The 14754-nt window shown below is 72.9% G+C and carries 15 protein-coding genes; 8 read left to right on the top strand and 7 right to left on the bottom strand.

Translation table 11 applies throughout. The annotated features are described in order from the left end of the window. On the bottom strand, positions 1 to 1067 hold a 1067-nt coding region (locus tag ABT106_RS19705), incomplete at its 3' end, for an ATP-binding protein (RefSeq protein ID WP_351278890.1). A 455-nt stretch (positions 1068 to 1522) separates the two neighbouring features. Between ABT106_RS19705 and ABT106_RS19700 the strand changes: the two genes are divergently transcribed. The 3 genes from ABT106_RS19700 to ABT106_RS19690 are packed head-to-tail and all read left to right on the top strand — an operon-like array spanning position 1523 to position 3175. Beyond that, positions 1523 to 1867: a hypothetical protein gene (locus ABT106_RS19700; RefSeq protein WP_351278887.1), complete on the top strand. Its 345-nt coding sequence runs from the start codon at positions 1523 to 1525 to the stop codon at positions 1865 to 1867. Between the two features lie 59 nt (positions 1868 to 1926). After that, positions 1927 to 2295: a tyrosinase family oxidase copper chaperone gene (locus tag ABT106_RS19695; protein WP_351278885.1), complete on the top strand. Its 369-nt coding sequence runs from the start codon at positions 1927 to 1929 to the stop codon at positions 2293 to 2295. Between the two features lie 16 nt (positions 2296 to 2311). Continuing rightward, entirely contained in the window at positions 2312 to 3175 is an 864-nt protein-coding gene (locus ABT106_RS19690; RefSeq protein ID WP_351278883.1) for a tyrosinase family protein, read from the top strand. Between the two features lie 90 nt (positions 3176 to 3265). Here the strand turns inward: ABT106_RS19690 and ABT106_RS19685 are convergent, their stop codons facing one another. Both ABT106_RS19685 and ABT106_RS19680 read right to left on the bottom strand, forming a co-directional pair. After that, positions 3266 to 3544 (bottom strand): chaplin, encoded by a 279-nt coding sequence (locus ABT106_RS19685; RefSeq protein ID WP_351278881.1) that lies wholly within the window; start codon positions 3542 to 3544, stop codon positions 3266 to 3268. Positions 3545 to 3641: 97 nt separating this feature from the next. Beyond that, positions 3642 to 3992 (bottom strand): hypothetical protein, encoded by a 351-nt coding sequence (locus tag ABT106_RS19680; RefSeq protein WP_351278879.1) that lies wholly within the window; start codon positions 3990 to 3992, stop codon positions 3642 to 3644. Between the two features lie 149 nt (positions 3993 to 4141). Between ABT106_RS19680 and ABT106_RS19675 the strand changes: the two genes are divergently transcribed. After that, on the top strand, positions 4142 to 5710 hold the full coding sequence (locus ABT106_RS19675; protein ID WP_351278877.1) for a carboxylesterase/lipase family protein: 1569 nt from the start codon (positions 4142 to 4144) through the stop codon (positions 5708 to 5710). Here ABT106_RS19675 and ABT106_RS19670 read toward each other — a convergent pair. Further along, positions 5688 to 7013: an alpha/beta hydrolase gene (locus tag ABT106_RS19670; RefSeq protein WP_502979431.1), complete on the bottom strand. Its 1326-nt coding sequence runs from the start codon at positions 7011 to 7013 to the stop codon at positions 5688 to 5690. The genes ABT106_RS19675 and ABT106_RS19670 overlap by 23 nt on opposite strands. Before the next feature lie 287 nt (positions 7014 to 7300). On the opposite strand from ABT106_RS19670, the gene ABT106_RS19665 reads away from it, so the two are divergent. Then, complete coding sequence (locus ABT106_RS19665; RefSeq protein WP_351278874.1) at positions 7301 to 8329, top strand: TolB family protein; 1029 nt, start codon at positions 7301 to 7303, stop codon at positions 8327 to 8329. 74 nt (positions 8330 to 8403) lie between these two features. Here the strand turns inward: ABT106_RS19665 and ABT106_RS19660 are convergent, their stop codons facing one another. Then, a complete protein-coding gene (locus tag ABT106_RS19660; protein ID WP_351278872.1) occupies positions 8404 to 9090 on the bottom strand; it encodes a GNAT family N-acetyltransferase in 687 nt (228 codons plus the stop codon). 140 nt (positions 9091 to 9230) lie between these two features. On the opposite strand from ABT106_RS19660, the gene ABT106_RS19655 reads away from it, so the two are divergent. The 3 genes from ABT106_RS19655 to ABT106_RS19645 all read left to right on the top strand — a co-directional run bounded on the left by ABT106_RS19655 (position 9231) and on the right by ABT106_RS19645 (position 11097). Continuing rightward, the gene (locus tag ABT106_RS19655) at positions 9231 to 10031 is read left to right on the top strand and encodes an alpha/beta fold hydrolase (RefSeq protein ID WP_351278869.1); all 801 of its coding nucleotides are present in this window, start codon (positions 9231 to 9233) and stop codon (positions 10029 to 10031) included. Positions 10032 to 10205: 174 nt separating this feature from the next. Beyond that, positions 10206 to 10883, top strand: coding sequence for a (2Fe-2S)-binding protein (locus ABT106_RS19650; RefSeq protein ID WP_351278866.1), 678 nt, complete (start codon positions 10206 to 10208; stop codon positions 10881 to 10883). Positions 10884 to 10929: 46 nt separating this feature from the next. Continuing rightward, on the top strand, positions 10930 to 11097 hold the full coding sequence (locus ABT106_RS19645) for a hypothetical protein (protein ID WP_351278863.1): 168 nt from the start codon (positions 10930 to 10932) through the stop codon (positions 11095 to 11097). 72 nt (positions 11098 to 11169) lie between these two features. Here ABT106_RS19645 and ABT106_RS19640 read toward each other — a convergent pair whose 3' ends face one another. Both ABT106_RS19640 and ABT106_RS19635 read right to left on the bottom strand, forming a co-directional pair. Next, a complete protein-coding gene (locus ABT106_RS19640) occupies positions 11170 to 12939 on the bottom strand; it encodes a S8 family peptidase (protein ID WP_351278892.1) in 1770 nt (589 codons plus the stop codon). Between the two features lie 270 nt (positions 12940 to 13209). Then, positions 13210 to 14733, bottom strand: coding sequence for a cation:dicarboxylate symporter family transporter (locus tag ABT106_RS19635; protein WP_502979430.1), 1524 nt, complete (start codon positions 14731 to 14733; stop codon positions 13210 to 13212). Between the last annotated feature and the right edge of the window lie 21 nt (positions 14734 to 14754).

Here is a 14754-nt window from a genome sequence, read left to right as displayed (position 1 = left end):
CGGATGTCCTCGCCGGCGAGGTTGTCGTCCTTCTCCCGCAGGAACTTCTTCTCGCGCGCGTAGCGGTTCACCAGACCCGTCAGCGCCGCACGGAAACCCTCCTCGTGCATGCCGCCGTCGTGGGTGCGGATGGTGTTGGCGAAGGAGTGGACGCTCTCGCCGAAACCGGTGTTCCACTGCATCGCGATCTCGGCGGACAGGGTCCGTCCGGGGTCGGAGGCGCTGACGGAGATGACATGGGGGTGTACGGTCCCGGCCTTGCGGGAGTTGAGGTGGGTGACGAAGTCCGCGATGCCGCCCTCGAAGTGGTAGGACGCCGTACGGACCTGGTGCCGCTGGTCGGCGCCGTCGCCGGCCGGTGAGCCCGGCTCGGCGGTGCTCGGCGCGGTGCCCGGCGTGGTCCGTGCGTCCGTCAGGGAGACCGTCAGGCCCTTGTTGAGGTAGGCGACTTCCCGGAAGCGCCGGGAGAGGGTCTCGAAGGAGTAGTCGACGGTCTCGAAGATGCTGTCGTCGGCCCAGAAGGTGATGGTGGTGCCCGTGGCCGTGGTTGCCTCGTGCCGGGTGAGCGGGGCGGTCGGTGCGCCGGCCTCGAAGTCCTGGCTCCACCGGTAGCCGTCCTTGCGCACCTCCGCCGACACCCTGATGGACAGGGCGTTGACGACGGAGAGGCCCACGCCGTGCAGACCGCCGGAGACGGTGTAGCCGCCGCCCCCGAACTTGCCGCCCGCGTGCAGGACGGTGAGGACGACCTCCAGGGCCGGTCTGCCCTCGGAGGCCACGATGTCGACGGGTATGCCGCGCCCGTTGTCGGTGACCCGGAGGCCGCCGTCGGCGAGGATCGTGACCCCGATGGTGTCGGCCACGCCGGCGAGGGCCTCGTCGACGGAGTTGTCGACGATCTCCTGCACCAGATGGTGCAGGCCGCGTTCGCCTGTCGACCCGATGTACATGCTCGGCCGCTTGCGGACCGCGTCGAGCCCGTCGAGGACGCTGATCTCGCGGGCGCCGTAGGCGGGCTCGGGGGGATTGCCGGGATCGGTCACGGAGTACTCCTTCGGGCACAGCACGAACCGCGCTCCCGCGGGCGGGCGGGAGCGGTCCGTGGGGTGGGGATGAGGCTGGACGCGCCGCGGACGGCCGGACGCGATCGTGAACGGATGCCCGGCACCGGGGCCGACATCCGGACCGCCATTCTATTCAACGCGACGCGCGCGTAGGTCAGTTGTAGTGGCAACGGCACGCCTGGAGGCCCCTGTGGCGCGATGTGGGGCTATCGCCCAATCCCCCCTGAGCGAATCGGCTCTACGTGCCCCGGTGGGCGCTGTGTGGCTTTCCTGGGGTCCCTGGTGGACGGGGTGGCGCGGGTATTTCGACGGCAGGTGACGAGGCCCTCCACCGGACCGTCGGCCGTCGGCCGGCGGCCGGCTGCCGCTCGTCCTCGTCGTGTTCGTCGCCGTGACAGGAGGCCGCACCCGCCCCGCCTGCGGTACGTCCCGCCCGGCCACGGCACTGGGCTCGCCGCATGAGGGCCGCCATCACCCCGCTCTCCGCCCCCGGCCTGCGCGCCCACCGCGACGAACTCGCCGCCCTCCTCGTCGACGTGGTCGCCGGCGGTTCCTCGCTCGGCTTCCTCGCCGGTCTCGACCACGCGGGCGCCGCAGCCCGGTGGGACTCCCCGCTGCCCGCCGCCCGGGCCGGGGTGCTGCTGCTGTTCCTGGACACCGAGACCGGCAGCGCCGCCGAGCGCGTCTACCGCTCCGCCGGCTGGACCGAGGCCGGCGCGATCCCGGACTACGCCACCGGCCCGGACGGCCGCCTGCACCCCACCACCCTCTCCTGCAAGAGGCCGCCGGGCGGCGCAGGGTGACCTCGCCCGCCGCGCCGCGTTAGACCCGTCGGCGCCGGCCACCGAGCGAGGGAGACCGCATGTCCGCAGCATCCGCCGCCGTACCCCTGACCCGCCGCGCGGTCCTGCGCACGGCCTTCACCGCTGCCGTGCTCGCCGGGACGGCCGCGGCCCTGGGGCCCGTACTGCGCTCCCGGCGGCCCCGCCAGACGCTCACCCCGGCGCCGCTCTCCGAGGAGACGTACCGCGGCCGGCACATCGCCGTGGACCGGGCCGGAGTCCGCATCGACGGGCGCCCGCTGCACGTGATGCGCCGCGCCGACGGCAGCTACCTCAGCGGCGTCAACCACTTCCAGTCCTATCCGACGCGCCTGGAACTGGCTCGCGCCGCCGTCGACGAACTGGGCTCCGCCCAGCTGGCGCTGGCGTCCGCCCCGCACCACGGCTGAGGCGAGGAGTCCTGACGTGTACACCCGGCAGAACCAGAAGGACCTGACCAGCGCGCAGAAGAAGCGGTTCACGGCGGCCGTGCTGGAGCTGAAGCGCAACGGCACCTATGACGCCTTCGTGCGCACCCACGACACGTACTTCGTTCCCGACCGGGACCGGAAACTGCGCGTCGGGCACATGTCCCCGTCGTTCTTCCCCTGGCACCGGCGCTACCTGCTGGAGTTCGAGAAGCAGCTGCGGGCCCTCGATCCCGGCGTCTCGATCCCGTACTGGGACTGGACCACGGACAGCAGCCCCGTCTCCCCGCTCTGGGCCGAAGACTTCCTCGGCGGCACCGGCCGGGCCGACGACCGGCAGGTGATGACCGGTCCGTTCGCCTACGACAAGGGCAACTGGACGGTGACCGTGGGCATCACGGAGTCCCGCTTCCTCACCCGCAACCTGGGCCGGCCGCAGAACCCGATCGCGCTGCCCACGCCGGCCGAACTCCAGTGGGCCATCGACGACCCCGCCTACGACGTCGCACCGTGGGACTCCACGGCCACGGCCGGCGGATTCCGCAACAAGCTGGAGGGCTGGGCCGCGCCCAGGAGCGAGCGGTGGCGCAACCACAACAAGGTCCACCAGTGGATCGGCGGGCACATGACGGGCGGCACGGCGCCCAACGACCCCGCCTTCTGGCTGCACCACGCCTTCGTGGACCTGATCTGGGACCGCTGGCAGCGCAAGCACCCCGGATCCGGATACCTCCCGGCCGTGCCCCCCTCCCTCGGCGACCCGCAGCGCGGCCGGGTGATCGCGCTCGACGAGCCGATGCCCCCGTGGAACGTCACCCCCCGCGAGCTGCTCGGCCACGACGGCCTCTACCGCTACGCGTGAGGGAGGACGGCACGAGAAGGGCCCCCGCCCTGAGGCGGGGGCCCTTCGTCGATCAGGCGCTCAGGCGATCCGACGATCGGTGAGCGGTGTTCAGCCGCCGTAGCCCTCGGTGTGGTGCTCGCCGCCGCCCGACTGGTTGACGCAGGTGTTGCCGAAGGCCGGGTTCAGCAGGGCGATCACGTTCACGGTGTTGCCGCAGACGTTGACCGGGACGTGCACCGGGACCTGGAGCAGGTTGCCCGAGAGGACACCGGGGGAGCCGACCGCCGCACCGTGCGCTCCGGCGTCGGCGACTGCCAGACCCGCGCCGGCGGCCATGGCGCTACCGGCGACAGCGGTGATGGCGACTGCCTTCGCGATACGCGACATCAAGATCTCCTCGTGAGCAATATGGGGCGCCGCGGAATCTGCGGCGTTTGACATGGCATACAACGCAGGGATGGCCAAGGGGTCACGGTCCCTGCGCCTACCCGGTGACGGAGAAGCGGACGGACGCGAAGTACGGCCGCACCTGGGTGACGGCCCCGGGGCGCAGGACCTCCACGACCCGGCCCGTGCAGCCCGGCTCCCGGTAGAGGGTCGCCGTACCCCGCGTGTGGTTCGTGACGGCCCGGGCGCCGCCGCCCTCCGCCTTGACGCAGCCCTTCGGCGCGGTCAGCCCGTGCACCCGGTCGTCCTGGCCGAGGTACTGGAAGTCCGGCCCGGCGGCGGCCCGGGCCGGCCCGCCGGCCAGCGCGGCGGCCGCCAGCAGCAGGACGGGCACCGCCGCGGAGCGGACGGCGCCGCGCGCGGTGGGGCGGACGTACAGGGGACGCATGAGAGGGCGCAAGAGGGGTCGCGTGAGGGGTCGCATGCCGGACCAACCGGGGCGCGCCCGGGTACGGTCACGCCTTGTCACCCGTGGGACGGCTGTGCGAACGTGCGCGGACCGCACCTGTACGGAGCGACCGATTCCAGGAGGACGAGATGGGCGCAGCGGGCGGCGCGGGCACCGGACCCGGCGGCGACGGGTCCGGCGACTGGCCCGCCGGCGGGTCACGGCCCCGGGTAAGGACCCGGTACGGACTCGTGGAAGGGCGGACCGGCGCCGCGGGGACCGCCGTGTTCCGGGGGATCCCGTACGCCGCGCCGCCCGTCGGAGCGCTCCGCTTCGCGGCGCCCGCGTCCCCGGCCGCCTGGGATGGCGTACGCGACGCGGGCACCTTCGGCCCCACCGCCCCCAAGGTGCCCTACCCGGGCACCTTCGCCGCGCTGCTGCCCGACCCGGAGATCCCCGGGGACGACTGCCTCGGCGTCAACGTGTGGACCCCCGATCCGGCACCGGCCGCCCGGCTGCCCGTCATGGTGTGGCTCCACGGCGGGGCGCACACCCGCGGCTCCTCCGCCGTCCCGGTCTACGACGGCTCGGCCTTCGCCCGCGACGGGGTCGTGCTGGTGTCCTTCAACTTCCGTCTCGGCGTGCTCGGCTACGGGCTCTTCCCGGACGCCCCCGCCAACCGCGGCCTGCTCGACCAGATCGCCGCCCTGGAATGGGTCCGGGACAACATCGCGGCCTTCGGCGGCGATCCCGGCCGCGTCACCGTCTTCGGCGAGTCAGCGGGCGCCATCAGCGTCGGCGCCCTGCTCGCCGCCCCGCGCGCCGCCGGGCTCTTCGCCCGGGCCGTCCTGCAGAGCGGCGCCCCCGAGGTGCTGCCGCGCGACGGGGTGCGCACCATGGTCCGGCGGATGGCCTCGCTGCTCAAGACGCCGGCCACCGCCGGGGCCTTCGCCGCCACCCCGCTGCCGGCCCTGCTCGCCGCGCAGGGCGCCGTGCTGCGCCGGTCCGGGCCGGTGCTGGGCGGACCGGCCTTCGGCCTGGTCGCGGACCCGGACACGCTGCCGCAGGACCCCCTCGACGCCCTGACCGGCCGGGGCGCCTCCGGGGACGTGCCCCTGCTGGCGGGCTGGACCCGGGAGGAGTACCGGCTCTGGCTGGCCCCCACGGGCGGGATGCGGCTGCTGGACCGGATGGGTCCGGCCGCCGTGGAGCTGGCACGCCTGCGCGCGGGCAAGGACCGGGCCGCCGTACGGCGGTTGCGCGCCGTCCTGCCCGGTGCGAGCCCGGCCGAACTCGCCGGGCAACTGCTCACCGACCGGCTGCTGCGCGACCCGCTGCGGCGGCTCGCGGGTGCGCGGCGGAGCGCGCCGAGCTTCCTGTACGAGTTCGCCTGGCCCTCGGGCGTACCCGGCCTCGGCTCCTGCCACGCGCTGGAGCTGGGCTTCGTGTTCGACACCCTCGACGTGCCGGAGTCCGCCTGGCTGGCGGGCCCGGACGCCCCGCGGGAGCTGGCGCGGGAGATGCACGCGGCCTGGGTGCGCTTCGCGGTCACCGGTGACCCGGGATGGGAGCCGTGGAACGGCAGCGGCCCGCCGAAGGTGTTCGGCGGGCCGGAGCGGGAGCGGGAGGGGGAGCGGGAGTCGGCGCCGGCGCCGGTGGCCGGGGCGCCGCCGCGCGGGACCAGCGGGGCGGAGGCTACTCCACCGGTCCTTCCATGACCTTGCTGATCTCCTGGATGGGGCCCTCGCCCATGTTCGGGACGTAGGTCTTTGCGTTGTGCTGGCCGCCCTTGATGACCCTCAGGGTCGTGTGGACCGGCCCCTTGCCGTACGTGGCGATGAACTTCTGCACGTCGGGCAGGGTCTTCTTGTTGTTCTCGCTGTCTCCCACCTGGAAGGCGAGGTAGACGTCCGGACCCTTGCTGTCGATGAGCTGCTTCGCCAGCAGCTCCGGGTTGTTCTCGGCCTTCTCCTTGTCGTGGCCCTTCCACAGCGAGGAGTCCGGGACGACGTCCGGGCCGGAGGCGATCACGGCCTTGAACTTGTCCGGGTGCTTCAGCACGGCCTTCAGACCCGCGAACCCGCCGGTCGACGAGCCCATGAACGCCCACCCGTCACGGGACTTGACGGTGCGGAAGTTCGCCTTCATCAGGTCCGGCACGTCCTCGGTCAGCCAGGTGCCCATCTTCGGCTGGCCGGGGATGTCGGAGGCGTCCCAGTAGACGCCCTTGTCGTCCGGGCCGGGGTTGAGCACCGGCATCGCCAGGATGAAGGGCTTGCTCTTGCCCTCCGCGTACCACTTGCCGATGCTGCTCTGGAGGCCCAGGTCGGTGCCCATCCAGTAGTTGCTCGGGTAACCGGCGCCGCCCGGCAGGGCGATCATGACCGGGAAGCCGCTCTTGGCGAACTTGGGGTCGTTGTACTCCTTGGGCGCCCAGACCCAGACCTTGCCCTTGAAGCCCGACTTCTTGCCGTCCAGGGTGGTGACGGCGATGTGCGTCCCGTCGGCCAGGGTCGCCGCGTTCTTGAAGTCGGCGGCCGGGCCCGTGGGCATCAGCATCTTCGAGTTCACCGGCTGCGGCGTCTCGGCGCCCGTCTTGCCGGGTCCGCCCGCGGGCGGACCGCCGAACGAGACCGCCGCGCCCTTGTCGGTGAACGGGGGTATCTCGTAGTGGTTCATCACGAGCGCCGCGATGCCCGCCAGGGCGAGGACGGACGTGCCGGCGATCACCCAGCGGCGCAGCCGCGACGTCCGGGGACGCGGGGCCTCCGGCGGCTCCTGCCCGTACGGCTGCTGCCCGTAAGGTTCCTGGCCGTAGGGTTCCTGGCCGTACGGCTGCCGCCCGTTCTGCTCCTGGCCGTACGGCTGCTGCTCGTACCGCCGCTGTTCGTACGGCGGCTGCGGCGCCCCGGGGTGGGGCCGCTGCCCGTACTGCTGTCCGCCGTGGGGCGGCTGTGGCTGCGGCTGCCGCCCTTCCGGCCGGTACGGCTGGTACTGCTGCCCGTCGGGTGCGTACGACATGTGCGGTGGCTCTCCGGCTGGTGCTGCCCTGGTGGGGCGGGGTGGTCTGGCGTGGGTTCCTTCCGTTCGAAGGATGTACGAAAGCATGCCAGGGTTCCGCGTTTTTCCTTCTCTTGGGGTGCCCTAGGCCAAGACCTTGCCCGGCGCCCGCCGGTCCCCGGAGTGTGCGGTCCTCCGGCCGACCGCCCCTGGTACCCGCGGGTTCCCCCGGGTACGGTGCGTCCGCGCCGGCCGCCGGACCGCCCCGGCCGGAGCTCCCGGGCACGCACCCGTACCGAGAGGCCGCCATGACCCTCCAGCGCCGGATGCTGATCCTCGCCGCCGTCCTCGCCCTGCTCGCCGCCGTGGGGGTGGGCTCCGTACTGCGCGCCTCCTCCCGGGCGGACGACAAGGACCGGGCCCGGGACGGCGGCCCCCGCGTCACCCGGGGCGCGGTGTCCCTGACCCCCGGTGACGGCGGTCGGCGGATCGTGTTCCGCAACATGGCCTGGGGCCCGCACCGCGACGAACTCGCCACCGTCCCGGCCGCCGAGCCCCGGGGCGACCGCACCACCTCCGGGGTGAACTGCCTGCGCTTCCACGCGGCGGCCGGCACCGGGATCTGCCTCCAGGCGGCCGGGGGCGCGGTCCAGGACGGCTACCGGGCCGTCGTCCTCGACGCCCGGCTCGCCGAGGTCGCCGCGTACCCCCTGGCCGGCATACCGACCCGGGCCCGGGTCTCGCCCGGCGGACACCTCGCCGCGTGGACGGTCTTCGTCGGCGGGGACTCGTACGCCGGGACCGGCTTCTCGACGCGGACCTCGGTGGTCGACCTGCGCACCGGCCGCCTCGACGCCTCGCTGGAGGACTTCGCGGTGGTCAGGGACGGCAAGCCGTACCGCAGCGCCGACGTGAACTTCTGGGGGGTCACCTTCGCCGCCGACGAGCGGACCTTCTACGCGACCCTGGCCACCGGCGGCCGGACCCACCTCGTCCGCGGGGACCTGGCGGCGCGCACGGTGACCACGCTGCGCGAGAACGCCGAGTGCCCGTCGCTGTCACCCGACGGAACCCGGCTGGTGTTCAAGAAACGGGAGCCCGGGCGGCCCGCCGAGGCACCGTGGCGGCTGTACGCCCTGGACCTGGCCACCGGGACGCAGACCCCGCTCGCCGAGGAGCGCAGCGTCGACGACCAGGTCGTCTGGACGGACGACCGGACCGTCGTCTACTCCCTTCCCGGGGACTTCGGGGCCGACCTGTACGCGGTGCCGGCCGGCGGCGGCGGCGCCCCGGCCCCGCTCATGCCGTCGGCCCTGGGCCCGGCCTTCCTCGATTGACCCGCCGGGGGAGGAGACGCGGACACCGGCGCGCCGGCGGGACGGCACGGGCGGGACGGCACGGGCGGGACGGCTCAGGCCGGCACCAGGGTCTTGCGGCGCCGCTTGCGCTGCGCCGCGCGCGACAGCTTCAGCTCGATGACCGACCGCACGGTCGGCCACTCCTCGTCGAGGACCGAGTAGAAGGCCGTACTGCGGACCGCCCCGTCCAGCCCCCGGGAATGGGCCCGGCGGACCCCCTCGGAGGTGAAGCCGAGCCGTTCCATCGCGGCTCGGGAGCGGCCGTTGCGGGCGTCGGCGCGCAGGGAGATGCGCCGGACGCCCCAGGTCTCGAAGGCATGGCGGAGCATGAGGAGCTTCGCCTCGGTGTTGATGCCGGTTCCCTGGGCGCCCGGGGACAGCCAGGTGTTGCCGATCTCGGCGGCATCGGGGATCGCCGTCGCCGGATCGCCGAACGGGACGCCCGGCACGGCGGGCCACACCAGGGGCCCCTGCCAGTAGTCGAGTTCCAGGAACCGGGTCGAACCGACCACCCGCCCGTCGGTGGCTCTGACCACGGCGAACGGGAGCGATCGACCCGCCGCCTGATCGGCGAGGGCACGGTCGATGTACTCGTGGGACGCCTGCAGCCCGTGCGGCACGGGAGTGAAGGCGTAAGTCGTACGATCCTCGGCCCCGGCCACGGCCAGGGCCTCGGTGTGGTGGGGGGCGAGGGGCTCGAGCCGCACGCTGCGGCCGGCGAGGAGTACGGGTACGGGCACGGAGCCTTCGGTCCTTCTAGGCGGTGGGGTGGTTGCACAGTCTGCGTCCCTGACGTCGCCCCCCGTGCAAAACACGAGTGAAAGGCAACGGGCTGTCAGGTGAACGCGAGTGGCTCAATGTAGCCCCTTAGAGTCCTCTCATGAACCCCCCATTCGGCAACGGCGCGCGCCTCTTTTTCGACGATCTCGGACCCCGTGCCGGGGCGCCCGTCCTCCTGATCCACGGACATCCGTTCAACCGCACGATGTGGGCCCCCCAGACGGCCGCGCTGACCGCCGCCGGCTACCGGGTCATCGCTCCTGACCTGCGGGGATACGGGGAAAGCCCGGTCATCCCCGGCAAGGCTCTGCTCGCCGATCTGGCGGACGACCTGGCTGCTCTGCTCGCCGGTCTGGGAATCGGACAAGCGGTCGTCGGCGGTGTGTCCATGGGCGGGCAGACAGCGATGGAGATGCGACTGCGCCACCCGTGTCTGGTACGCGCCCTCGTCCTCTCGGACACGTCCCCGGTTCCGGAGACGCCGGCGGGCGCGGACTCCCGCCGGGCGGCCGCCGAGCGGCTCCTCGCCGAGGGAATGGGGCCGTACGCCGACGAGGTCATCGACAAGATGCTGGCGCCCTACAACGTGACCGGGATGCCCGCCGTCGCCGCGCACGTGAGTGCCATGATGCGTACGACCGACCCCCGGGGCGCGGCCGCGGCGCTGAGGGGCCGTGCGGAGCGGCCCGACTACCGCCCGGTGCTCGCCGCGGCGGGCGAGCCCTGTCTGGTGGTGGTGGGCGCGGACGACGTCTACACCCCCGTCGCCGAGGCGGAGGCGCTGCACGCGCTGCTGCCGCACTCGGTGCTCGCGGTCATCGAGGGGGCGGGCCACCTGCCGGGCGTGGAGCGGCCCGAGGTCTTCAACCGGGCGCTGCTGGAGTTCCTCGCCGGACTGTGACGCGGGTTTGGGCCGGGGCTCAGCCCGCGGGCGGGCTCGACCTGTCCGACTTCGAGGTGGCGGCGTACTCCCCGGTGAGCTGAGCCCGGCCGGCGCCTGAGAGCATCGGGGGATGGACTGCGTGAGGGATCCGGGCGCCGGGCGCGCTGCCGCCGCCGGACCGGGGGCCTGACCTTGGACGACGTACTGCGACGGCTGGCCGCCGTCGGGCCCTTCTTCGCGGTGCCGTTCGGGAAGGAACCGCCCGGCCCAGGCTTCCGGCCGCTGACCGAGCTGTACGGGGAGCACCTGGGACCGTACGTGACCGAGGTGGGCCGGCGGATCGGCACCGGACCGGACCGGGTCGCCGCCTCGACCGCGCAGTTCGGCATCGCCTCACGGCTGTGGTCGCTCGGGCTCGGGTGTCTCGCGCTGGCCGGACGGGTCCCGGACCTGGACCCCGGCCGGGTGTGGTGGCGGCTGCCCCGCGCGGGCTCGCTGGAACTGTGGCTGCCCGAGCCCGGAGGGCTGCCGGCCGAGGCGCTGGCGCCGACCGTCCTGGACCACCTGGACCACCTGGACCTGCTCGGTACCCGCTTGCGCGGGGAGTTCGGGGTCTCGCCCAAGGTCCTGCGGGGCAACACCGCGTCGGGACTCGTCGGGGCGCTGCGGGTGCTGACGGACCGGGTCGAGGGGGACACGGCCGTGGTCGCGGCGGCCGCCCTGCTGACCGAGGGCGGGCCGCTGGCGGGCACCGGAACCTTCCTCCACGAGCCGGGGCTCGGCGTGGCCTTCGTCCGGGGCAGCTGCTGCCTCTACTACAAGGTCCCGGGCGGCGGCTTCTGCGGGGACTGCGTCCTGCGGACCCGGTAGGCCGCCCCCGCCCGCCGCGCGGTACTACGCGCAGGCCCTGTTCTCCGTGCTCGGCACCATCGGCCCCGGGGCCGGCAAGGAGGTGCACCTCGCCGGGCGCGGGGCGTGGGACACCTTCGCCGCGCTTCGCTCGCCGGCGGCCGTCCGGGCGGAGGTCCCGTACGCGACGCGGGCCACCGGGGAACACGTGCACTGTTCCCCGATGGCCCCGTAGCAGCACCGCGACGTCGTGTTCGACTGGCCGGCCGACGTGCTGTGACGACCGGTCCCGGTGTCCGGGCCCCGACTAGAAGGTCAGGCTCCAGGAGTCGATCTTGCCGGTGTCGCCGCCGGCGTTGTCGTTCACCCGCAGCTTCCAGGTGCCGTTCGCGACCTCCGAGGAGGCGTTGACGGTGTAGGTCTGAGCGATGTTGTCGGTGCTGCCGCCCGAGCGGTTGTGCACCGTGTACACGGTGCCGTCGGGAGCCACGAGGTCGACCTTCAGGTCGCCGATGTACGTGTGCACGACGTTCACGCCCACCTTGAGGGTGGCCGGGGCGTTGCCCGTCACCCCGGAGGCCGTGATCGGGCTCTCGACCGTGGTGTTGTCGCCGATGGCGAAGTCACCCGTGTTCTCGAAGAACTTGCCGGGGGGCGGGGTGGAGCCGACGGCCTTCAGGGCGTCGGTCTGGCCCTCGCCGAAGAAGCCGTTCTTGGCGGTGGTGCCCTTGCAGCGGCTGTCCGACGGGCAGGCGACGTCGTTGGCCTGGGTGGCCAGCTTGTCGCGCAGCTGCGCCGGGGTGATGCCCGGGTTGGTGCTCGCCAGCAGCGCGGCCACACCCGCGACGTGCGGGGACGCCATCGACGTACCGCTCATGCTGCCGTACTTGCCGCCCGGCAGGGTGCTGTAGATGCCGGTGGCGTCGCCGCCGGGGGCCGTGATGTCCACGACGTTGAGGCCGTAGTTGGAGTACGACGCCTTCGCGGTGGTGCCCATCGCCGAGACCGTGACCACGCCCGGCAGCTCGGTCGGGATGTCCAGGCAGGCGTTGGTGATGGTGCGGGTGACCGGCGTCGAGTCGTTGGGGCTCTCGGTGTCGGTCGTCTTGTTGGCCAGGTCGAGGTTGGAGTTGCCGGCCGCGGCGACCTGGAGCGAGCCCTTGCCCTCGGCGTACTCCTGGGCGCGCTTGACGCCCTCGATGATCGCGGCCTGGTCGGCGTTGTCCGGGCAGTTGAACTGCCACGGGTCGGTGTAATAGCTATTGTTCGTGACCTTGAAGCCGTGGTCGCCGGCCCACATGAAGCCGCAGACGGTGTTCTCGGCGAAGAAGAGCGAGGAGCCCGGCTCCGCGATGCGCACCGAGGAGATCTTCACGCCCGGGGCCACGCCGATGACGCCCTTGCCGTTCTTGGCGGCGGCGACCGTACCGGCCACGTGCGTGCCGTGGGTGCCGACGTCCCGCCAGGCGCCGGCGCGGGTGTCCGCCTTGCCGTACGCGCAGGAGGCGGAGTCCGCCGCGTTGAAGTTCGGCGCCAGGTCCTGGTGCTGGTCGTCCACACCGGTGTCCAGGATGCCGACCTTGACACCGGCGGAGCCCGTGGTGACGGCCCAGGCCTGGTCCGCCTTGATCTGGGTCATGTCGGCGCGGACGGGCTCGCCCGAACCGGTCGCGGACTGTGCCGGGTTGGCGGGCAGGGCCGGGTTGTAGGCGTCCGCCGGCACGTCCGACGTACGGGTCGCGCCGACCTGCTGGACCCCGCTGACGCCGCGCAGGGTGGCGGCGAAGGAGGCCGAGGAGGAGTGGGCGACGATGACGCCGATGGCGTCGTAGTACGCGAAGACCGTGCCGCTGTTGGCGGTGACGGCGGAGCGTACCGCCGAGCTGTCACCCGGGGCGGTGATCACGAGGTAGGCGCGGGTGCCGGCGGCCCAGGTCGCACTCTGGGAAGCCGGTGCCGCCGCCTGCGGCGCGGGGGCCGGGGCCGGGGCCGGGGCGCCGGGGGAGACCGGGGCGGTGCCGGCGAGCGCGGCGGGGGCCCCGAACGCCAGTGCGGCGCCGAGGGCGGCGGCCAGCACCAGGGTACGTCGAGGTCTGCTGGATATGTGGGGTATCAAGGCGTCCTCCGAAGACCCGGTGGGTCGCACCTACCGGGCCGTACGAAACGAGTGGTGGACGCAAGATGTCAGACGCATGCCCCGGTGCGGAAGTACCTTTTGCAACACGGGGGTTCGTATATCGGTGGCGGCTAACCGAGTATGGGTGAGATGTGTGGTCTGTGCCGGGTCCGGCCGGGCTGGGCACCGTGGGGGCGAGCCCGGCCCGGCCTTCCCGCGCGGGTGTTCCGGTCAGGCCGGGACACCGTCCTTGTCGGCGTGCGGCTGCACGGGCAGGGCATCCTTCCCGGTGGCCGTACCGGCCTCACCGGCGTCCTGTCCGACGGCCGGGCCGGTGTCCTTGCCGGTGCCGCCGCCCGGGGCTCCGGCCGCGCCGTAGTCGCCGCCGTGCGCGTCGTCGAGCAGGGTGCTCTCGTCGAACGGCAGCCGTCCCGCGAGGACTTCGCCGGCCCGCGCGTGGTCGAACTCCTTCGTCCACGTTCCGATGAGCACCGTCGCCACCGCGTTGCCCGCGAAGTTCGTCAGGGCCCGAGCCTCGCTCATGAAGCGGTCGATGCCGACGATCAGCCCGACCCCGTCCACCAGCTCCGGCCGGTGCGACTGGAGACCGCCGGCGAGGGTGGCGAGGCCGGCGCCGGTCACCCCGGCCGCCCCCTTCGAAGCGATGATCATGAACAGCAGGAGGGAGATCTGCTCGCCGAGGGCGAGCGGTTTGCCCATGGCCTCCGCCACGAACAGCGAGGACATCGTGAGGTAGATCGCCGTCCCGTCCAGGTTGAAGGAGTACCCGGTCGGCACCGTGATCCCGGTGACCGGGCGCGACACCCCCAGGTGCTCCATCTTCGCGATCAGCCGGGGCAGCGCGGACTCCGAGGAGGAGGTCGACAGGATGAGCAGGAACTCCCGGCCCAGGTAGCGCAGCAGCGCGAACACGCTGACCCCGGTGCACACCCGCAGCAGCGTGCCCAGGACGACGAAGACGAAGAGCAGGCAGGTCGTGTAGAAGCCGATCATGATGACGGCCAGCGACTTCAGCGCGTCGATGCCCGTGGCCCCGACCACCGCCGCGATGGCCCCGAAGGCGCCCACCGGGGCGACCCACATGATCATCGCCAGCACCCGGAACACCAGCTTCTGCACGTGCCCGATCCCGCGCAGCACCGGTTCGCCGGCGGCGCCCATGGCCTGGAGCGCGAATCCGGTCAGCAGCGCCACCAGCAGTGTCTGGAGCACCTCGCCGCCGGTGAACGCGGACACCATCGTCGTCGGGATGATCCCGAGCAGGAAGTCCGCCGTGCTCTCCGCCCCGCCCGCCTTGGCCTGCGCCTCGCCCGCGCTGCGCGCCGCCTCGGTCAGGTGCAGGCCGCTGCCGGGCTCCAGCAGGTTGCCGACCAGCAGGCCGATGGCGAGGGCCACGGTGGACATCACCATGAAGTAGCCGAGGGCGAGCCCGCCCACCGCCCCGACCTTGGCGGCCTTGCGGACCGATCCGATGCCCAGCACGATCGTGCAGAAGATCACCGGCGAGATCATCATCTTGATGAGGTTGACGAAGCCGGTGCCCAGCGGCTTGAGCTCCACGGCCACGCCGGGTGCGGCGAAGCCGACGGCGATGCCGAGCAGTACCGCGGCGATCACCGCGATGTAGAGATAGTGCGTTCTGTCGCGCCTGGCGGCCACGATGCCTCCTGGTGGTGAATGTGTCCCGGGAGGACCATCGCGCGCCGCTGTGACCCCGGTCACCCTTGCGTTCATTGAGTTCACGGCCCGGTGCAC

Origin of the sequence: Streptomyces sp. NPDC002044 (assembly GCF_040296725.1) — a bacterium.
In the GTDB taxonomy this organism is placed as follows: Bacteria; Actinomycetota; Actinomycetes; order Streptomycetales; family Streptomycetaceae; genus Streptomyces; species Streptomyces antarcticus.
This window is presented reverse-complemented; position numbering and strand designations above follow the sequence as displayed.